Origin of the sequence: Arthrobacter sp. NPDC080082 (genome assembly GCF_040686595.1) — a bacterium.
Classification (GTDB): domain Bacteria; phylum Actinomycetota; class Actinomycetes; order Actinomycetales; family Micrococcaceae; genus Arthrobacter.
This window is the reverse complement of the sequence record NZ_JBFBKQ010000001.1, coordinates 879126-897946: the sequence shown is the minus strand read 5'-3', so window position 1 is coordinate 897946 and position 18821 is coordinate 879126. Positions and strand designations below refer to the sequence as shown.

16 protein-coding genes are annotated in these 18821 nt (G+C 70.5%); 1 reads left to right on the top strand and 15 read right to left on the bottom strand.

What is annotated here, in order from left to right:
• Positions 1-2: 2 nt before the first annotated feature.
• Positions 3-872, bottom strand: coding sequence for an aldo/keto reductase (locus AB0O44_RS04235; RefSeq protein ID WP_290256451.1), 870 nt, complete (start codon positions 870-872; stop codon positions 3-5).
• 180 nt (positions 873-1052) lie between these two features.
• On the opposite strand from AB0O44_RS04235, the gene AB0O44_RS04230 reads away from it, so the two are divergent.
• Entirely contained in the window at positions 1053-2042 is a 990-nt protein-coding gene (locus AB0O44_RS04230) for an LLM class flavin-dependent oxidoreductase (RefSeq protein WP_364134591.1), read from the top strand.
• 2 nt (positions 2043-2044) lie between these two features.
• Here AB0O44_RS04230 and galK read toward each other — a convergent pair whose 3' ends face one another.
• The 14 genes from galK to AB0O44_RS04160 all read right to left on the bottom strand — a co-directional run bounded on the left by galK (position 2045) and on the right by AB0O44_RS04160 (position 18805).
• Positions 2045-3235, bottom strand: coding sequence for a galactokinase (gene galK / locus AB0O44_RS04225; protein ID WP_364134588.1), 1191 nt, complete (start codon positions 3233-3235; stop codon positions 2045-2047).
• Positions 3236-3253: 18 nt separating this feature from the next.
• A complete protein-coding gene (gene galT, locus AB0O44_RS04220) occupies positions 3254-4384 on the bottom strand; it encodes a galactose-1-phosphate uridylyltransferase (protein ID WP_364134585.1) in 1131 nt (376 codons plus the stop codon).
• A gap of 1 nt (position 4385) precedes the next feature.
• A complete protein-coding gene (locus tag AB0O44_RS04215) occupies positions 4386-6617 on the bottom strand; it encodes an alpha-galactosidase (RefSeq protein WP_364134702.1) in 2232 nt (743 codons plus the stop codon).
• 85 nt (positions 6618-6702) lie between these two features.
• Complete coding sequence (locus AB0O44_RS04210; RefSeq protein ID WP_290256447.1) at positions 6703-7497, bottom strand: DeoR/GlpR family DNA-binding transcription regulator; 795 nt, start codon at positions 7495-7497, stop codon at positions 6703-6705.
• Between the two features lie 47 nt (positions 7498-7544).
• Positions 7545-9617 carry a beta-galactosidase gene (locus AB0O44_RS04205; RefSeq protein WP_364134581.1) on the bottom strand — a complete coding sequence of 691 codons (2073 nt, stop codon included), beginning with the start codon at positions 9615-9617 and terminating at the stop codon, positions 7545-7547.
• A 2-nt stretch (positions 9618-9619) separates the two neighbouring features.
• Positions 9620-10567, bottom strand: coding sequence for a carbohydrate ABC transporter permease (locus tag AB0O44_RS04200; RefSeq protein WP_364134578.1), 948 nt, complete (start codon positions 10565-10567; stop codon positions 9620-9622).
• Complete coding sequence (locus AB0O44_RS04195; RefSeq protein ID WP_290256444.1) at positions 10564-11517, bottom strand: sugar ABC transporter permease; 954 nt, start codon at positions 11515-11517, stop codon at positions 10564-10566. The genes AB0O44_RS04200 and AB0O44_RS04195 overlap by 4 nt, the downstream gene beginning before the upstream one ends.
• A 41-nt stretch (positions 11518-11558) precedes the next feature.
• Complete coding sequence (locus AB0O44_RS04190) at positions 11559-12875, bottom strand: ABC transporter substrate-binding protein (protein WP_364134574.1); 1317 nt, start codon at positions 12873-12875, stop codon at positions 11559-11561.
• A gap of 171 nt (positions 12876-13046) precedes the next feature.
• Entirely contained in the window at positions 13047-13919 is an 873-nt protein-coding gene (locus tag AB0O44_RS04185) for an RNA polymerase sigma-70 factor (RefSeq protein WP_364134571.1), read from the bottom strand.
• Positions 13920-13923: 4 nt separating this feature from the next.
• Positions 13924-15120 carry an FAD-dependent oxidoreductase gene (locus AB0O44_RS04180; RefSeq protein WP_364134568.1) on the bottom strand — a complete coding sequence of 399 codons (1197 nt, stop codon included), beginning with the start codon at positions 15118-15120 and terminating at the stop codon, positions 13924-13926.
• A gap of 73 nt (positions 15121-15193) precedes the next feature.
• Positions 15194-16324, bottom strand: coding sequence for a DUF1524 domain-containing protein (locus tag AB0O44_RS04175; protein WP_364134565.1), 1131 nt, complete (start codon positions 16322-16324; stop codon positions 15194-15196).
• 96 nt (positions 16325-16420) lie between these two features.
• On the bottom strand, positions 16421-17347 hold the full coding sequence (locus AB0O44_RS04170; RefSeq protein ID WP_364134562.1) for an AEC family transporter: 927 nt from the start codon (positions 17345-17347) through the stop codon (positions 16421-16423).
• Positions 17348-17381: 34 nt separating this feature from the next.
• Positions 17382-17810: an aspartate 1-decarboxylase gene (gene panD, locus AB0O44_RS04165; RefSeq protein WP_364134559.1), complete on the bottom strand. Its 429-nt coding sequence runs from the start codon at positions 17808-17810 to the stop codon at positions 17382-17384.
• A gap of 86 nt (positions 17811-17896) precedes the next feature.
• A complete protein-coding gene (locus tag AB0O44_RS04160; RefSeq protein ID WP_364134556.1) occupies positions 17897-18805 on the bottom strand; it encodes a LysR family transcriptional regulator in 909 nt (302 codons plus the stop codon).
• Positions 18806-18821: the final 16 nt, after the last annotated feature.

Genomic DNA, 18821 nt, shown 5'->3' with positions numbered 1-18821 from the left:
CTCTAGCGGGCGTCGTTGAGCTCGGCGAAGGTGGCGTCATCGAGGACGACTCCGGCGGCCGCGAGGTTTTCCTCGAGGTGCTTGACGGAACCGGTGCCGGGGATGGGCATCATCACGGGGGAGCGGCGCAGCAGCCAGGCCAGGGCCACCTGCGAGGTGGTGGCGCCGAGGCGCTTGGCGGCCTCGTCCAGCGGTCCGCCCGGCCGGGCGAGTTCGCCGGCGGAGATGGGGGCCCAGGGAATGAAGCCGATGCCCTTCTCCCCGGCGTAGTCGAGGACATCCTCGGAGCTGCGGTCGGTCAGGTTGTAACGGTTCTGCACGGTGGAAACGGTGAAGTGCTTGCCGGCCTGTTCCAGCTCGGCCACGCTGACCTGCGACAGGCCCAGGGCCTTGACCTTGCCCTCGTCAAGCAGCTCGCGGAGCACGCCGAACTGCTCCTCGGCGTCGACCTTGGGGTCGATCCGGTGCAGCTGCAGCAGGTCCAGGGCGTCGACCTTGAGCTTGCGCAGGCTCAGTTCCGTCTGCTGGCGCAGGTACTCCGGACGGCCGACGGGGATCCACTGGTCCGGCCCGGTGCGCGTGAAGCCCACTTTCGTGGCGATCTTCAGGCCCGCCGGGTACGGGTGCAGAGCCTCGGCCAGGATTTCCTCGCTGATGTTGGGGCCGTAGGAGTCGGCGGTGTCGATGAAGTCGACGCCGAGCTCGACGGCGCGGCGGACGACGGCGACGGCGGCGGCACGGTCGGCCGGCTCGCCCCACACGCCGTCGCCGACGATGCGCATGGCACCGAAGCCGAGCCGGTGCACGGTTCCGACGCCCGGCAGGTCGATCGTGGCGGATACTTCCTGGTGCTCTGTTGTCTCGTGGCTCATGGCAAGGCCAACACAGTAAGGGTGCTGAGTATTCCGCCGGTGTGGCGGCCGCAACGGAGATTGGCAGAAATAAGACGGGCACCGCCGTCGTTGCCACCTGTAGGCGCCCGGCCGCAGGACGGCCCGGCATTCCTCACACCGCACTTCCCACACTTTCCGCTACGAAAGGCCGGCTTTTCCGTGACTGTTCCGCTTTCCATCCTTGACCTCGCAATCATCGGCAAGGGCCAGACGGCGGCAGAGAGCTTCGCCGGCAGCGTTGCCATGGCGCAGCGGGCCGAGGAGCTGGGCTACCGCCGCATCTGGTACGCCGAGCACCACAACATGTCCACGATCGCCTCCTCCGCGACCAGCGTCCTGATCGCCCATGTGGCGTCGCAGACCAAGAGCATCCGGCTTGGCGCCGGCGGCGTCATGCTGCCGAACCACTCTCCGCTGACCATCGCCGAGCAGTTCGGCACCCTGGAGACGCTGCACCCGGGCCGGATCGACCTGGGCCTGGGCCGTGCCCCCGGCAGCGACCAGAACACCATGCGGGCGCTGCGCCGCGACCCGATGAGCGCCGACAGCTTCCCGCAGGACGTGCTGGAGCTGCAGGGCTACCTCACCGGCAACAGCCGGATCCAGGGCGTGGAGGCCATCCCGGGCAAGGGCACCAACGTCCCGCTGTACATCCTGGGCTCGTCCCTCTTCGGCGCCCGCCTGGCCGCGCAGCTGGGCCTGCCCTATGCGTTCGCCTCGCACTTCGCGCCGAACGCGCTGCAGGACGCCGTCGCCATCTACCGCCGCGAGTTCCGGCCCTCCGAGCAGCTGGACGCCCCGCACGTGATCGCCGCCGTGAACGTGATCGCCGCGGACTCCGCCTCCGACGCGCAGGAGATGCTCCAGGCCACCAAACGCGCCCGGGTGTCCCTGTTCTTCGGCAACGGCCGGGTCTTTAGCGACGATGAGGCGGACATGATCCTGGACTCCCCGCAGGGCCAGCACATGGCACAGATGATGAAGTACTCCGCCGTCGGCACCTCCGACGCTGTCATGGAGTACCTGGACGGCTTCACGAAGCACGCCGACGCCGACGAGCTGATCGTGGCGCACCAGAGCCCCCGGGTCGAGGACCGGCTGCGGTCCGTTGAACTGCTGGCCGAGGTCGCCGGGCTGGCCCGGGTCTAACCCTAGGCCTCCTCGAACGCCGGCTCGCGCCGGGCGCCCTCGGCCGCGGTGACCGGGAAGATGTGCGGGGGGTGGGTGAAGCCCGCCTTGTCGAAGGCCTCGAGCACGCCGCGGGCGACGGTCTCGGCGTCGGCGTCCCGGACCAGGGCGATGGCCGCCCCGCCGAACCCGCCGCCGGTCATCCGCGCGCCGATCGCCCCGAGGGACTGGGCGGTGGAGACCGCTAGGTCCAGTTCCGGGGTGGAGATCTCGAAGTCGTCCCGCATGGAGACGTGCGAGGCGTTCAGGAACGGGCCGATGGCGGCGGCGCCGTGGCTGCGCAGGGTGGCCACCGTGTCCAGGACCCGCTGGTTCTCGGTGATGATGTGCCGGACCCGGCGGAACGTCACCGGCTCCAGGGTGGCCTCGGCGCGGGGCAGGTCTTCCGGACCCAGGCCGCGCAGGCTGCGTACGCCCATCGCCTCCGCGCCCTCCTCGCAGGAGCGGCGGCGGCTGGCGTAGCCGCCGTCGGAGTGTGAGTGGCTGGTGCGGGTGTCGATGACCAGCAGGCCCACGCCGGCGGACTCGAACCCGAGCGGGACGATCTCGGTCACCAGGCTCTGGCAGTCCAGCAGGATGCCGTGGTCCGGTTCGCCCAGCAGCGAGGCGGACTGGTCCATGATGCCGGTGGGTGCCCCGACCACGCGGTTCTCCGCGAGCTGGCCGATCCGGGCGAGCTCCTGCCGGTCCAGGCCCGCGTCCCAGAGCTCGTTCAGGGCCAGTGCCACGGAACATTCGACCGCGGCGGAGGAGGAGAGGCCGGCGCCGGCGGGAACGTCGGAGGTGAGCGCAAGGTCCACGCCGGGCAGCTGCGCGACGTCGCGGCCTGCGCTCCGCAGCGCCTCCGCCATGGCCCAGGCGACGCCAAGGGGGTAGCCGGACCAGCCCTGCAGCGCGTCCGGGTCCAGGCCGTCGAGTCCGACGTCGACGACGCCGGGGAAGGAGTCGCTGGCCACCCGCAGCCGCCGGTCCTCCCGGCGGGACGCGGCGACGGCCGCGCGCTTCTCGATCGCGATGGGGAAGGCGAAGCCGTCGTTGTAGTCGGTGTGCTCGCCGATGAGGTTCACGCGGCCCGGGGCGGACCAGACCCCCTCGGGTTGGTGGCCGAACTGGCCGGCGAAGTAGTCGCGTCCCTGCTGGGAGAGTTCAGTCATGGCGGGTGGTTCTTCCTGCTACGTGGTGGGGATGCCGGTGGCGGCGTCGGCGGTGGCGATGGCCTCGCGCAGCCGGGCCGCGGCGGTTTCCGGGGGGATGTCAGCGATGAACGCGCCCATGGCGGCCTCCGACCCGGCCAGGTACTTCAGCTTGTTCTTCTCCCGCCGGGGCGAGGTCAGTTGCAGCATCAGCCGGATGTCGTCCCGGTGGGCGTTGACCGGGGCCTGGTGCCACGCCGAAATGTACGGGGTTGGCGTGTCGTACAGGGCATCGACGCCGCGCAGCAGCCGCCCGTAGAGGCCGGCGAATTCGTCGCGTTCGGCATCGGTGGTGGCGGCGAGGTCGGGGACGTGCCGGTGCGGGAGGATGTGGACCTCCAAGGGCCAGCGCGCCGCGAACGGCACGAACGCCGTCCAGTGCTCACCCTGCAGCAGCACCCGCTCGGAGTTCTGTTCGAAGGCGAGGATGTCCTCGAAGAGGGAGCCCTCGTAGTCCGCCAGGGTGCGGATCAGCTGGGAGGTGCGGGGGGTGATGTACGGGTAGGCGTAGATCTGGCCGTGCGGGTGGTGCAGGGTCACGCCGATCGCCTCGCCGCGGTTTTCGAACGGGAAGACCTGTTCGACGCCGGGGAGCGCGGAGAGCGCGGAGGTGCGGTCCGCCCAGGCTTCCACCACGGTCCGCATCCGGGACCGGGACAGGCGGGCGAGGGACCCGGTGTGCTCGGGGGAGAAGCAGACCACCTCGCAGCGGCCCACCGCCTGCCGGCTGCGGCCCAGGCCGATCCGGGCCAGGTCCTCCAGCCCTTCGGGGGCGTCCGGGCCGGTGAGGGCCGGGCCGAAGGAGGGGGACTTGTTCTCGAAGACGGCGACGTCGTAGCGGCTGGGGATCTCGGAGGGGTTGTCCCGCGACGCCGGGGCCAGCGGGTCCCGGTGGGTGGGCGGCAGGACCACGCGGTTCTGCCGGGCCGCCGCGATGGAGATCCACTCGCCGGTCAGCACGTCCTGTCGCATGGCGGCGGTTTCCGGCCGGTCCATGGGTTCGCGCAGGTCCGGGCCGCGGTCCGGCGGCAGCGTGGTGTCCGCGTCGTCGAAGTAGATCAGGTCCCGCCCGTCGGAGAGCTTGTAGGCGCGTTTGGTGATCTGTTCCATGCTAGGAGTTCCTTACCGGGGTGCCGCTGTGGGGTGCGCCGCCGCCGGCCCGGCGGACGGACAGGAGCACGCCGTGCTCCGGGTTCAGGACCGGCATCGGCAGGCCCGATCCGGCCAGGAAACGTCCGGCGGCCTCCACGCCGCCGGCCAGCCAGCCCGGCGGTGCGGTCTGGAGGTAGGCGCCGCGGTCAGTCGCGGCGGGGTAGACCGCCTCGACCCGGTACCGGGTGTCCGGGTCCAGGCCCGGCAGGCACACCCGGCCGGGGGTCTCGGCGAACGAGGTGGCCACGGACACCAAGGCGAACAGGGCCTCCCCGCCGTCGTGCGCCACCACCCCGTGCAGCCGCAGCGCCGGGTCCGGTTCGTCCGCCCGGACCATCCGGCCGCTGTGCAGCAGCCCCCGGTACTCCTTGAACAGGGCGATCGCCCCGGCCAGTTCGTCCCGCTCGGCGGTTGCGAGGTGCCGGATGTCCCATTCCAGGCCGAAGTGGCCGAACATGGCGGTGACCGCGCGGAAGGACAGGTCGTGGGTGCGGGCCGTGGTGTGGCTGCGGGTGGGACCGATGTGGGAGCCCACCAGCTCGGGCGGGACCACCATCCCGGTCCAGCGCTGGATGGTCTGGCGCTCCAGGGCGTCGTTGCAGTCCGATCCCCAGACCCGGTCGGTGCGTTCCAGGATGCCCAGGTCCACGCGGGCGCCGCCGGAGGAGCAGCTTTCGATCTCCACATCCGGGTGGGCCGCGCGCAGGGCGTCCAGCAGCCGGTAGACCGCGCGGGTCTGGGCGTGGACGGAGGGCCGGCCGTCGTGTCCCATCTCGGTCAGGTCCCGGTTCTGGTCCCACTTGAGGTAACTGATCCGGTTCCCGCTCAGCAGGGCGTGGAGCCGGTCGTAGATGTACTGCCAAGCCTCGGGGTTCACCAGGTCCAGGACCTGCTGGTGCCGCCAGCGCTCGGGCAGCCGGCCGGCCGGACCGTTTCCGGAACCGCCGGTGGCGGGTCCGGCGATCCAGTCGGCGTGCGCGCGGGCCAGGTCAGAGTCCTCGTTGACCATTTCCGGTTCCACCCAGAGACCAAATTCCATGCCGTGTCCGGTGACGGCGTCGATCAGCGGGGTCAGCCCGTCCGGCCAGAGATCCTCGTCCACGTACCAGTCGCCAAGGCCCGCGGTGTCGTTCCGGCGGCCGCGGAACCAGCCGTCGTCGAGGACGTAGCGTTCCACGCCGAGCGCGGCGGCGGTGGCGGCAAGGTCCAGCAGGGCCGGCAGCCGGTGGTCGAAGTAGACGGCCTCCCAGACGTTGAGCACCACGGGCCGGGGCTTGCCGGCGGTGGGGTGGTGCGGGCGGGCGCGGAACCAGGCGTAGAACGCGGCGGTGATGCCGTCCAGGCCGGCGTCGGAGTAGGCGGCGAACAACCACGGGGTCTCGTAGCTCTCACCCGGGGCGAGGGTGACCTCGGACGATCCGAGGAGCTCGGAGGCGCCGATCACGGTGCGGCCGTCGCCGGTGGTGTCCACGAAGCTCTCGTGGTTGCCGCTCCAGCCCAGGTGCACGGCCCAGACCTGCCCGTGCCGGTAGCCGAAGCCGGGGGTGCCGGCGGCCAGGAGCAGCGAGGCGTCGTGGCCGGTGCGGCCGTGCCGGCCGGAGCGGACCCAGGTGCCCTGGTGCAGGGGGAGCCGCTGCGGGTGGGATTCCCGGCACCAGCGGCCGGTGAGGTCCAGGACCTCCGCGGCCGCGCGGCCCACGGGCAGCACCGCGGCAAGTTCCTCCACGGTGTAGGGGGAGCCGCCGTCGTTGACCAGGGTGTGGCGCAGCTGCAGCAGCCCGCCGTCGTTGAGCCGGAGTTCGGTGCGCACGGTGATTCCTGCGTCCGGGTCGGCCTGGGTGAGGACCGCGGAGGCGTCGTCGCCGGGGCCGGCGTCCACGGAGACCAGCCGCAGCCGGGGCGAGAACGCGGTGCCCCCGCGGTGGCCGCGCAGGCCGGGCCGGCCGCGCCAGCCGGAGGAGGCCTGCGGGACCAGGCCCAGGGTCACCGGCACGTCCAGGGCCGAGTGCGGCACCGGGTCCGTCAGGAGCGTCAGGTCCGGCAGCTCAGGGCCGAGGTCCGCGCCGAAGTGCAGCAGGGCAGGCTCGCCGGTGCGGAAGTCCAGCAGCAGGGCGGTGCCGGAGCGGCGCAGGTACAGCGGCGCGGGCGCCGCCGGAGTGGCCGGGGTCCGGCTCTCCGGGGCAAGGTTCAGGTCCGGGTTGTTCACTGCAGCTCCAGGCGTCGTCAGGTTCGGGGATTTAGGGGGAGGGCGTCGGGTAGGGGATGGGGGGAGCGGCTCAGCCGGTGGCCGCGCCGGCGGTGTGCGTGGGGGCCAGCCGCAACCGGCCCACGCGCTCGCCGAGGATGCGCCGGGCCTCGATGCCCAGGAGGTCGTCGCTGATCAGTTCGTCGGCGTCCTCGAGGGCGGCAATGGTGCTGATGCCCAGGGTGCCCCACTTGGTGTGGTCGGCCAGGACCACCACCCGCCGGGCCGCGGCCACGAAGGCCCGGTCCGTTTCGGCTTCCAGCACATTCGGCGTGGTGAACCCGGCATCCGGGTCCACCCCGTGGACGCCCAGGAAGAGCACGTCCAGGTGCAGCTGCCGGAGCGAGGAAGTGGCCAGCGGCCCCACCAGGGCGTCCGAGGGGGTGCGCTGGCCCCCGGTGAGGATCACCGTGGACGGGGAGGAACTCTGGTGGAACGTGTCCGCGATCCGCACCGAATTGGTCACCAGGGTGATCTGCGGCCCGGCCGTGAGCAGCTGCGCCAGCGCCCAGGTGGTGGTGCCGGCGCTGAGGCCCACCGCCATCCCCTCCCGGACCTGGGCCGCCGCCTCCTGGGCGATGGCCATCTTTTCGTCCTTGAGCTGGGTCATTTTCAGCTCGAAACCCGGCTCGTGGGTGCTGGCCCCGCCGGGGAGCTTCGCGCCGCCGTGGATCTTCTCCACCGCGCCGGCCGCGTCGAGGGCCTCGATGTCCCGCCGCACCGTCATCAGCGAGACGCCCAGCATCTTGGCGAGGTCCGCGACGCGGACGATCCGCTCGCGCTGAACCTCGGCGAGGATGGCTGAGTGACGGGCTGCGGCGAGCATCGGGAGTCCTTCTATGCGTTGTCGGGTGAAGTGGCCGGCGGGTGCGGCTACTGCCGGGAGGTGGAACGGACGACGGCGACGCCTCCGGCCGGGAGCCCCAGGCCGCCGTCGAGCCCGGCGTCGGCCAGGACGTCGTAGCCTTCCAGCGGCAGGTGCACGTCCCGGTCAGAGTGGTTGATGCAGAACGTCCAGTGCGTGCCGTCCTTGGCCCGGCGGACCACCTCGACGTCGGCCGGGAGGTCCGGGACCAGGGGAGCGACGCCGGCGTCGGGGCAGACGACGGCGAGCAGTTCCCGCAGCCCCTCGGGGGTAAGGGTGGTGGCGGCGTAGTAGGCCCGTCCCTTGCCGGCGACGTTGCGGGTCACCGCGGGGGATCCGGCCGCCGGGCCGTGGGCGACGGCGGAGAGTACGTCGGCGGTGGTGGCGTGGCCCAGTTCGTTCCAGTACGTGCCGGCGCCGAAGCGGCTGAGCGGGACGCTCTCGCCGGCGCGGAGCGGGAAGAATTCCTCCATCTGCACGCCGAGCAGTTCGCGGAACGCGCCGGGGTAGCCGCCAAGCCTGATGTGGTCATTTTCGTCCACGATACCGGAGAAGTAGGACACCACCAGGTGGCCGCCGGCGCGGACGAAGCCGTCCAGGTTGGCGGCGCCCTCGTCGGTGATGAGGTACTGCATAGGGGCGATGACCAGCCGGTAGCCGGAGAGGTCGTCGGTGCTGCGGACGAAGTCGGTGGGGATCCCGACCCGGTAGAAGGCGTCGTGCCAGCGGCGGGTCTCGGCGATGTTGGAGGCGTCCACGCTGGGGTGCGAGTCGAGTTCCGAGGCCCAGCGGGCGTCGGTGTCGTGCACGATCGCGACGTCCACCCGGCCGGAGGCTCCGGTGACGGTGGAGCCGGCGATCTCGGCCAGGCTGCGCAGGGCCTGGCCGAGCCGGACCACCTCGCGCCAGACCTTGGTCTCCGTCCCGGCGTGCGGTAGCAGGCCGGAGTGGAACTTTTCGGCCCCGGCGCGGGAGGCGCGCCACTGGAAGAACAGGGCGCCGTCGGAGCCGCGGGCCACGTGCTGCATCGAGTTGCGCAGCATTTCTCCGGGCGCCTTGGCGATGTTGCGCGGCTGCCAGTTGACCGCCGACGTCGAGTGTTCCATCAGCAGCCAGGGCTTGCCTTGCGCCCAGCCGCGGGTGAGGTCCGCCGTCGCCGCGAGCTCCTGGTAGTTCCGCAGGTCTTCGGCGATCAGGTAGTGGTCGTTGGAGACCACGTCCATCTGCTCGGACCAGCGCCAGTAGTCCACCGGCTGGTGCAGGCCCATGTTGAAGCCCATGAAGTTGGTGGTGACCGGGTGCTCCGAGTGGGAGCGGATGATCTCCGCCTCGGCCTTGTAGCACTCGAGCAGTTCGTCGGAGGAGTACCGGGCGAAGTCCAGCTGCTGGGTGGGGTTGACCCAGGTCCCGGAGGTACGCGGCGGCAGGATCTCCTCCCAGTCGTAATAGCGCTGGGACCAGAACGCGGTGCCCCAGGCGGCGTTGAGCCCGTCCAGGGTGCCGTAGCGGTTCTTCAGCCAGACCCTGAAACCGGCGGCGGCGCCGTCGGAGTAGTCGGGCTGGTTGTGGCAGCCGTACTCGTTGTGCACGTGCCACATGACGACGGCGGGGTGGTCCTTGTAACGGGTGGCGATCTGCTCGGTCAGGGCGGCGGCGGCGCGGCGGTAGTCCGGGCTGGAGGCGGCGAACGCCTGCCGGGAACCGTAGCTGTGCCGCACGCCGTCGGCCGTCACGGGCAGGGACTCCGGGTATTTGTGGCTGAACCACGGCGGCGGGGAGGCAGTGGCGTTGGCCAGGTCCACCCGGATGCCGTTCTCGTGCAGCAGGTCCAGGACCCGGTCCAGCCAGCCGAACTCGTACTCGCCCTCGGAGGGCTCCAGCAGGGACCAGCTGAAGATGCCGACGCTGACCAGGTTCACGCCGGCCTCGCGCATCAGGGCGACGTCCTCGGCCCAGGTCTCCTCCGGCCACTGCTCCGGGTTGTAGTCGCCGCCGAAGGCCAGCTGCGGGGCGCCCTCGGAGCCGAGGCGGGCGGTGATGTAGTCCATCGAGGCCCTGGGGGGCTTGGTGCTTTTGTCCACAATTATCCTTTGCTGGAGCCGAGGGTCAGGCCGGCTACGAAGTGCCGCTGGAGCAGGAGGTAGATCACCAGGGCGGGGATGGCAGTGATCATGGCGCCGGCGGCGATGAGGTTGTAGTTGGAGAGGAACTGGCCCTGCAGGTTGTTCACGGCGGTGGTCAGGGGCAGCCGGTCACCGCTCTGCAGGAACAGCAGCGGCCAGAAGAAGTCGTTGTAGATGAAGATGACTTCCAGAGTGCCCATGGCGGCCAGGGCCGGCCGGCACAGCGGGAGGATGATTTCCCAGTACTGGCGCCAGATGCCGGCGCCGTCCACCAGGGCGGCCTCGGTCAGTTCCGGGGAGAGGGCCTTCATGTAGTTCGAGAGCACGAAGGTCACGAAGCCGATCTGGAAGGCGGTGTCCACGGCGATCACGCTGATGTAGGTGTTGAGCAGGCTGCCGGAGTCGCTGACGCTGTAGGGCAGCGGGAGGAGCTTGAACATCTCGAACAGCGGGGCGGCGAGGACCTGCGGGGGGAGCAGGTTGCCGGCGGTGAACATGATCAGCAGGGTGACGTTGAATTTCCAGCTGACCCGGCTGACCGCGAACGCCATCATGGAGGCGAAGAAGAGCACCAGGATGACGGAGGGGATGGTGATCAGGGCCGAGTTCCAGGCGTACTGGGCGAAGCCGCCCTGGGTCCAGGCCTGGACGAAGTTGTCGAAGTTGAAGGACCCGCCGAAGCTGAAGTAGCCGTACTTGTCCGTGTCCGCCTTCGGCCGGAGTGCGGTGAAGACGGTCCAGGCCAGGGGGATCAGCCACATCACCGCGAGCACGCTCAGGAAGATGTGGAGGCCGAAGCGGGGCTTGTTGCGCTTGCCGGCGCTCTGGCTCCCGGTTCCGGCGGCGGCGCCGCGCCGTGACGGTGCCCGGCCCGCCGGGCGTGCGTCCGTAGGCTGTGCGATGCTCATGCCTCTTTGTCCTTTCCAAAGGCCCGGGACAGGTAGAACGTGATGGGTACCAGCGAGATGACCAGCAGGATGACGGCCAGGGCCGAGCCGACGCCGATCACCTGGCCCTCGCCGACGAGGTTCTGGATCACCAGGGCGCTGATCAGTTCCAGGCCGTTGGTACCGCGGTTGATGACGTAGACGATGTCGAAGGCCCGGAGGGATTCGATCACGGTGATGACGATGATGATGACGTTGACCGGACGCATCGCCGGGAAGATGACCCGGAAGAAGGTCTGCACGGCGTTGGCGCCGTCGATCTGGGCCGCCTCGCGGAGCGTGGGGTCCACACCCTTGAGGCCGGCCAGGTAGAGGATCATGACGTAGCCGGCGTGGCGCCAGGTCGCGGCGATCAGCGCGGCCCAGATGTTCACGCCGGAGTCACCGAACCAGTCGACGGCCTGGGGCGTGCCGGCGGTGCCGAGCAGGAAGTTCAACAGACCGTTGTCCCGGTTGTAGAACAGCTGCCAGATGACGCCGATCAGGGCCAGGGAGAGCATCACCGGGGTGAAGAAGATGCTCTGGTAGATCCTGGTGCCGCGGATGTTCTGGTCCAGCAGGATGGCCAGCAGAAGCCCCAGCGGGGTGGCGATCACGGCCAGGAACACCAGCCACAGCACGTTGTGCTGCACGGCCGGCCAGAACGGCGGGTAGTTCTGGGCGATGAAGTCGTAGTTGCTGACGCCCGCCGGCTTGATGTCGTCCAGGCTCAGGCCGTTCCACCGGGTGAAGGACAGGGCCGCCGAAAGCAGCGTGGGGATCCAGACCAGAACCAGCTGGATCAGGGTGGGAAGTCCCACCATGAAGGCCAGGATCCACTTGTCGCGGCCGGAAAGGCGGCGGACCCGCCCCGCCCGGGCAGCGGCTGGACGCCGTGCCCCGGCGGGGCTCGTTTTGGATGGTGTACTCACAAGAACATTTCCTTAGTGCCGATGAAAGGGCCCTGGCAGCGCTACTGCGCGGCGTAGAGGGACTTGGCCTGGGCTTCCAGGTTCTTGACGTCCACGGTGCCGTCCTTGATGAAGGACTGCAGCGCGGGGATCATGACGTTGTTCGCCATGGCCGGGAGCGCGTCACGGTCGAAGAACTGGCTGATGCTCTTGGCGTTGGTGATCACGTCCGCCATCTTCTTGGTCAGCGGCGTGAACTTCGAGGTGTCCGAGCCCTTGGCCGTGGCGATGTTGGAGCTGTCCACGGAGGCGTAGACGTCCTGGCCCTCGGGGGTGCCGAGGTAGGCGAGGAAGTCCTTGGCCGACTGGTTCTGGCCGCCCTTCTTGGAGAGCAGGAGGCCGTCGATGGGGGCTTCGACGGCGTCGCGGCCTTCCATCGCCAGTTCCGGGAAGGGGAAGAAGTCGATGTCCGCGGCCACGGTCTTGTCCGTGTACTGCTGGGTAAGGAAGGAGCCGAGCAGGTACATGCCGGACTTCTTGTCGCCCAGGTTCTTGGCGGAGTCCTGCCAGGTCATGCCAAGGGCGTTCGGGTTCTGGAACGGCAGCATGGCCTTCCAGGTGTCGAAGACGTCACTGACCTTCTTCTGGTCCCAGGATTCCTTGTGCGCGGTCAGGTCCATGTGGAACTGGTAGCCGTTCAGGCGCATGTTCAGGTAGTCGAAGGTGCCCATGGCCGGCCAGCCGTCCTTGTCGGCGAATTCGATCGGGATGAGCCCGTCCGCCTGCATCTTCTTGCACAGGGCCAGGAGGGCGTCGTACGTGGTGGGGACCTCGTAGCCCTTCTCGGCCCAGAGGCTCTTCCGGTAGAAGAAGCCCCACGGGTAGTTGTAGTTCGGGACGAAGTACATCTTGCCGTCGGCGCCGGTGGACGCCTTCTTCATGGCGTCCGAGTAGTTGCCGCCGATCTTCTCCCAGACGTCGTCGATCGGGGCGAGCAGGCCCTTGCCGGCGTAGTACTGCATGCGGTAGCCGGCGAACCAGGTGAAGGTGTCGTCCGGGCTGCCCTGCAGGTAGGTGTTGATCTTGTTCTGGAAGTCGTTGTGCGGAACCGTGTTGGTGGTGACGGCGATGCCGGACTTCTTGGTGAACGCGTCGGTGACGGCCTTGTACGCGGCCTTGGGCACCTCGTCGGACGAACCGGAACCGAAGGTGACCGTCTTGTTGCCGCTGGCGGCGGGTCCGCTGCCGCCGGTGCAGGCGCTGAGCAGGGGCACCCCGGCGAAGGCGACGGCGCCGGCACCGAACGTCTTCAGCAGCGTCCGGCGGTCCCACCCGCCCTGGCTGGAGGCCCGGCGCAGAGCGTCTTCGTGCATGGTCATGATTTCTCCTTTGAAACAGTGCGGGTGGTGTGAAGCAGCTCACATGATTATTCATCATAATCGCACAATAAAGAACGTCAACAGGCAAAAAAGCACATTTTGTTACGCGCTGGGAACATGCTGAAGGTCCGCCCGGAGTAAGCACGGGACGGTGAAGGGTGCGCTACCGGGTTAGCGGCCGAGGTGCCGGACCGACGCGACGGCGCCGAGCTTGTCCGGATTGCGCACCAAATACAGCCCGGTGACGTGCCCGCCGTTGACCTCGATCACGACGGCGAGGTCCGCGCGGCCGCCGCTGGAGATGACGATCGCGGGCATCGCGTTCAGGAGTGCGGGCTCCACCCGCATGTCCGGGAGCGGCTTGCCTGCGAGGCCGAGCAGGAAGCGGGCAATGTTTTCCGCGCCCACCACCGGGCGGCGGGCGGCCGAGACCTTGCCCCCGCCGTCGGAGAGCAGGACGGCGCCGGGGGCCAGGACGTCCATGAGGGCCTGCACGTCGCCGCCCATCGCGGCGGCGATGAAGCGGTCAGTGACGTCCTTCCGGTCCCGGGCATCGACGTCGTAGCGCGGGGTGCGCCGGGCCACGTGTTCCTTGGCGCGGTGGACCAATTGGCGGACCGCGGCCGGCGTCTTGCCCGTCGCCCCGGCGATCTCCTCGTAAGGAGTGTCGAAGACCTCCCGGAGGATGAAGGCGGCCCGCTGGTCCGGGGAGAGGCTTTCAAGCACCACGAGCATGGCGAAGGAGAGCGAGTCGGCGAGGACCGCGTCGTCCGCGACATCCGGGAGGGTGGCCACCGGCTCCGGCAGCCACGGTCCGACATAGTCCTCGCGCCGCCGCGCGCTCCGCAGGGCGTTCAGCGCCTGGCGGGTGACGATGGTGGCCAGGTACGCCCGGGGGTTGTCGATGCCGTCCGGATCCACGGCGGACCACTTCAGGTAGCTCTCCTGGAGTACGTCCTCGGCGTCCGCGGCCGTACCGGTGATCTCGTAGGCGATGGTGAACAGCAGCGGGCGGTATTCGGCGAAGGTCCGGTGGCTGTCCATGGCGTTACCGCACCCCGGCGGTGTGTTCGGGCAGCGCCGCCTTCGGCCCGCGGGGCCAGCTGAAGGAGCCGGGCCGGCGGGACTCGACCCGGAGCCAGGACACCGTCATCCGGCACACCTGTTCCTTGGCCAGCGCGGCCAGCGGGCCGCGGAGCACCGGACCGCGGGGGTGGTCCCCGGCGGTGACGGGCTGGATGAGGCCGGCGCCGCGGCCCAGGCTGATGCAGCGGAGCAGGTAGCCGGCGGACGCCGGGGAGGGCCCGCCGCCGTCGAGGTGGGCGGCGATGCCGTCGGCGGCCTGGGCGCCCAGCGGCAGCGCCGACGCGCAGCTCATCCGTAGGTGCAGGCCCTCCGGACCGGCGACCTTGGCGGCGTCGCCGGCGCCGAAGATGCCCGGGTGGTCCGGGCAGGCGAGGGAGGAATCAACCAGGAGCCGGCCGTGCGGGTCGGTGGGCAGGCCGCTGTCCCTCGCCAGGGGCGGCACCGCGAAGCCGGCCGCCCGGACGGTGCAGGCCGAGGGCAGGACCGCGCCGGCGGAGGTGGTGAGGGTGGACTCGTCGCAGGACCGCACGTCGGTATTCTCCACCACCTCGACGTCGAGCCGGGCCAGCCGGGCCCGGACCGCACGCGCGCCGGAGGGCGTCAGGTCCCCGCCCACCACCCCGCGGGTCATCAGGCGCAGGCGCAGGCGCAGGTGCCGGTGGCTTTCGGCGATTTCGGTCACCAGCTCGAGCCCGGTCAGCCCGGCACCCACCACGCTGACGGTGCTGCCGGGGGCCAGACTGCGCAGCCGGGACCGGAGCCGGGCGGCCGAAGGGGCGTCCTGGACACCGAAGCCGCAGCCGGCGTCGTCCCCGGTGCCGGGTGCGGCCGGGGCGTGGCCGCTGCCGACGGCGTACAGCAGCGCGTCGTAGGCCAGGGGAGCCGGGCTGCCGGCGAGGTGTACCAGCCGCCGGGCCGGGTCGATCCGCACCACACTGTCGACTGTCAGTTCCACCGCCGGGTTCAGGAGGGACCCGAGCGGAACGGCGGCCGAGGCCCTGGCCCCGGCGGCCACCTGGTGGAGCCGGATCCGCTCGATGAAGTCCGCCGCCGGGTTGACCACGGTGACCCGCGCCGCCGGGGAGCGGCCGGCGAGCCGGTTGGCGGCCATGACGCCGGCGTAGCCGGCCCCGAGGATGAGAACGCGCTGTGCTGCCATGTCTAACTCCTGTCCGAAGAACCGTTGTTACACACCAGACACCGCCGGCGCCCCGGGTGTGACAGCCGGGCGGTTATTCGCAGGCGATGCCGTCGCCGTCGCGGTCCAGCTTGCTGCTGTACCCCGGCTGGCCGCGGCGGAGGGGAGCGGCGCCGGCGGCCCGCACGGCCGCGCAGTTGGCGTAGTATGCGGCGGCGGGGGCCGCGGGGACGACGGCGGCGGGGGCCGGTGCGGCGGCGGGCGCCTGCGCGGGAGCTGCCTGCACCGGAGCCGGCTGCGCCGGGGCTGCCTGGGCGGGCGGTGCCGCGGCGGCGGCGGGCGCCTGTTCGTTCGTCGGGGCCAGGGCGCCGGGGCAGTCGCCCAGCACCCGGGCCATGGCGTCGTGCTCGGCCTGGGTGACCCAGAGCGAGTAGGTGGCTTTGACCGAGATCTGACGGGCAACGTACTCGCAGCGGTAGGCCTTGTTCGGCGGCAGCCAGGTGGCGGCGTCGCCGTCGCTCTTCTTCGTGTTGGTGGGGCCGTCGACGGCGAGGAGGTTCAGCGGGTCATTCGCGAGGGCGAGGCGCTGGGCGGGGCTGAGCTGCTGGGCGCCCTTCTGCCAGGCGTCGCTGAGCGCCACGACGTGGTCGATCTGCACCGCCGAGCTGGTGCTGCTGCCGCGCACGAAGGCGATGGCAGCCGCGGTATAGGGGTCGTTCAGGGTGCCGGAGAGGACCACACAGTCGTGGGTGCCCGGCTTGAGGGCGGTTCCGGTCAGGTCATGGCGGAGGATGTCGTTGCGGGTGTCGCAGCCGTTGCGGTCGACGTCGGCCCAGGCCTGGCCGAACTGGTCGCGGGAGTACCCGGTCTTGGGTGCGCGGCCCTTGACGGGCAGGGTAGCGAGCACGTCCAGGGCCTTGCTGGCGAAGGCGGGCTGTCCGTGCGGTGCCGTGGCCCCTGAGGCGCCGACCGCCGGGACGGTGTCCGGGTCCAGCGGGTTCTCCGGGTCCGCCGACGGCGACGGCGTGGCGGTCGGGGAGGGGGCAGCGCTGGTGGCGGCTGTCGTGTGGACCGCTGCCGGGACGGCGTCGGCGGCCGCCGGGGCGGGCCCGCCGCACGCGGTGGTGGAGACCAGCACCAGGCCCGCGACCCCGCAGGCGATCCAGTCGATGACGCCGCGGCGTCCCTTGGCTGCGGCGCGTGCGCCGTCGTCGTTCCTGCCCATGATCCTGCTTCCCCCGGTGTGCTGCCTGATGCGTGGCCGCGAAAGGCCGTCACCAGCCTAGTGGCGGCGGGTCGGGCGTCCGGGGTGCCACGCCGCTCAGGCCAGCAGCAGGGCCACCCCGATCATGGCGGGGACGGCCACCACCGTGGTGATCAGCACGGTGTCCTTGGCGACGGTGAGGCCGGTCCGGTAGCGGGTGGCGACGACGAAGACGTTCTGGGCGGTGGGCAGCGCGGAGGTGACGACGACGGCGAACAGTGCCTGGCCGTCCAGCCCGAGGGCGAAGCGGGCGAAGAGGAACGCCAGCGCCGGGTGCACAACGAGCTTGAAACAGCTGGCCAGCACCGTGTCCACGCGGCGGCCCGCGGCGGCGTGCAGGGGCCGCGAGCCGTTCAGGCTCATGCCGAAGGCCAGCAGCATGGCGGGGATCGCGGCGCCGCCAATCAGATGGATGGGCTGCAGCACCAGCTCCGGGATCTGCACGCCGGTACCCGCCACCACCAACCCGAGCGCGGACCCGACAATCATCGGGTTGCGCAGGATCATCAGCAGAAAGCTCAGCGGCGTGGTCCGGTGGCCGCTGGTGGTGGCATCCAGCAGGATCAGGAACAGCGGCGTGAAGAACGCGAGCTGGAAGATCAGCAGCGGGGCGACGTACCCGGCGTTGCCGAGGACGAAGACGGCGATGGGGATGCCGAGGTTGGCCGAGTTGGCCAGGGAAGCGCTCATCGAGGAGACCAGGGCCTCCGGCAGCGGCCGCTTGAGCACAAAGCGGACCAGCGCGAAATATAGCGCCGCGGTGGCGACGGCTCCGACGGCGGTGACCAACAGCGGGGCGGCGAAGACCTCGTTGAGCCTGGCCTTGCTGAGGGTCTCGAACAGCAGGGCGGGGCTGGCGACAAAGAAGGTCAGGGCGCTCAGGACGGAGCGGGCGTTCTCGCCGAGGATGCCGCGGCGGCCGACGACCATGCCGACCAGGATGATCGACCAGACCACGAAGAAGCCGGCCAGGACGCCTAGCATCCGGCCGGTTCCGGGGTCAGGGGGCGGGGCGGCTTCAGCTCAGGGCGGCGTTGTTCAGCGCATGCGGCGGCCGGAGGATCCCGGCGGTGTGGCCTTCTGCGGGGTCGTTGCCGATCTGCACCACACGGTTGTCCCGGTCCACGTGGACCACGGTGGGCGTGAAGGCCTTGGCCTCCTCGGTGGTCATCTGGGCGTAGGTGATGAGGATGACGATGTCGTTCTCGTGCATCAGGTGCGCGGCGGCCCCGTTGATGCCGATGACGCCCGAACCGCGCTCGCCGGCGATGGTGTAGGTCTCCAGCCGCGCGCCGTTGGTGACGTCGACAATGGACACCAGCTCGCCCGGGAGGATGTCCGCCGCTTCCAGCAGGTCCAGGTCCACGGTGACCGAGCCGACATAGTGAAGGTCCGCGTGGGTGACCGTGGCGCGGTGGATTTTGGACTTGAACATTGTGCGATTCATAACAGCTTCAGTCTAGCGCCGGGGCGCTTGACCCGCTGTGAGCCAGGGAACACCCCCGTGGCCGTGCGGTTCGTATCCGCCGCCGCTCACTCCGTCGGCGAGATCGAGGCCGCCGTCCGCGCCAGTACCTCGCGGGCGGCCAGGATCGCCGGCCGCTTCGCGCTGGAGCGCCGGACCGAGGTGAAGACCGTCCGGTAGGGCCGGCCCGGCAGTTCAATCAGCCGGGCCGTGGTGCCCCGGCCGGTCCAGACCAGGTCCGGCATCAGTGCCACCGCGTTGCCCGACTCGATCAGCCGGATCTGTGCCTGCAGGTCCGCGGTCTCGAAGCGGACGTCGGGTTCGAAGCCGGCGCTGCGGCAGGCCTGCTCCGCCCAGTGCCGGGACGCAGCGCCGCGCGGCTCCATCACCCACGGCATGCCGGCGGTGTCCGCGAGCGAGGCCGCCGTGGGCCGGCCGGGAGCGGCCGGCGGAACGGCCAGCCGGATGGCGTCCCGGGTCAGGCTGACCCGGTCCAGTTCGGCGTAGTGGGGCGCGGCGTGGCCGGGGTACTGCTCGGCGATGACCAGGTCGAAGTCCCGAGCCCAGGTCTCGTGCAGCGCCGTCTCCGGTTCCCGCTGGGTCATCTCGATCCGGACCTCGGGATAGCTCTCGGTCATCCGGGTCAGGGCGTCCGGCATCAGCGCCAGGGCGGCCGACTGGAAAACGGCGATCCGCACGGTGCCGGTCACGGTGGTCAGCGAGGCGGCAAGGTCCGCCTCGGCCTGTTCCAGCGTCTCCAGCAGCTGGGCCGTGTGGGCCACGAGGACCTCCGCCTGCGGCGTCAACTGGACCCGGCGGCCGGTCTTGCGGAGCAGTTCGACGCCGGCTTCCTTCTCCAGCTGGGCCAGTTGCTGGGAGACCGACGACGGGCTGTACTGAAGCGCTTCGGCCACCTCGGCCAGGGTGCCGCGGATCTGGAGTTCGCGCAGCAGCCGCAGCCGCCGGACATCGAGCATGACAATTCCTTGTGAA

Bases quoted from the DNA above. Each gene is read 5' to 3' on its own strand.
- AB0O44_RS04235 (WP_290256451.1), bottom strand. From the start codon at position 872: ATGAGCCACGAGACAACAGAGCACCAGGAAGTATCCGCCACGATCGAC.
- galK (WP_364134588.1), bottom strand. From the start codon at position 3,235: ATGACTGAACTCTCCCAGCAGGGACGCGACTACTTCGCCGGCCAGTTC.
- galT (WP_364134585.1), bottom strand. From the start codon at position 4,384: ATGGAACAGATCACCAAACGCGCCTACAAGCTCTCCGACGGGCGGGAC.
- AB0O44_RS04210 (WP_290256447.1), bottom strand. From the start codon at position 7,497: ATGCTCGCCGCAGCCCGTCACTCAGCCATCCTCGCCGAGGTTCAGCGC.
- AB0O44_RS04200 (WP_364134578.1), bottom strand. From the start codon at position 10,567: ATGAGCATCGCACAGCCTACGGACGCACGCCCGGCGGGCCGGGCACCG.
- AB0O44_RS04190 (WP_364134574.1), bottom strand. From the start codon at position 12,875: ATGACCATGCACGAAGACGCTCTGCGCCGGGCCTCCAGCCAGGGCGGG.
- AB0O44_RS04185 (WP_364134571.1), bottom strand. From the start codon at position 13,919: ATGGACAGCCACCGGACCTTCGCCGAATACCGCCCGCTGCTGTTCACC.
- AB0O44_RS04180 (WP_364134568.1), bottom strand. From the start codon at position 15,120: ATGGCAGCACAGCGCGTTCTCATCCTCGGGGCCGGCTACGCCGGCGTC.
- AB0O44_RS04175 (WP_364134565.1), bottom strand. From the start codon at position 16,324: ATGGGCAGGAACGACGACGGCGCACGCGCCGCAGCCAAGGGACGCCGC.
- AB0O44_RS04170 (WP_364134562.1), bottom strand. From the start codon at position 17,347: ATGCTAGGCGTCCTGGCCGGCTTCTTCGTGGTCTGGTCGATCATCCTG.
- panD (WP_364134559.1), bottom strand. From the start codon at position 17,810: ATGAATCGCACAATGTTCAAGTCCAAAATCCACCGCGCCACGGTCACC.
- AB0O44_RS04160 (WP_364134556.1), bottom strand. From the start codon at position 18,805: ATGCTCGATGTCCGGCGGCTGCGGCTGCTGCGCGAACTCCAGATCCGC.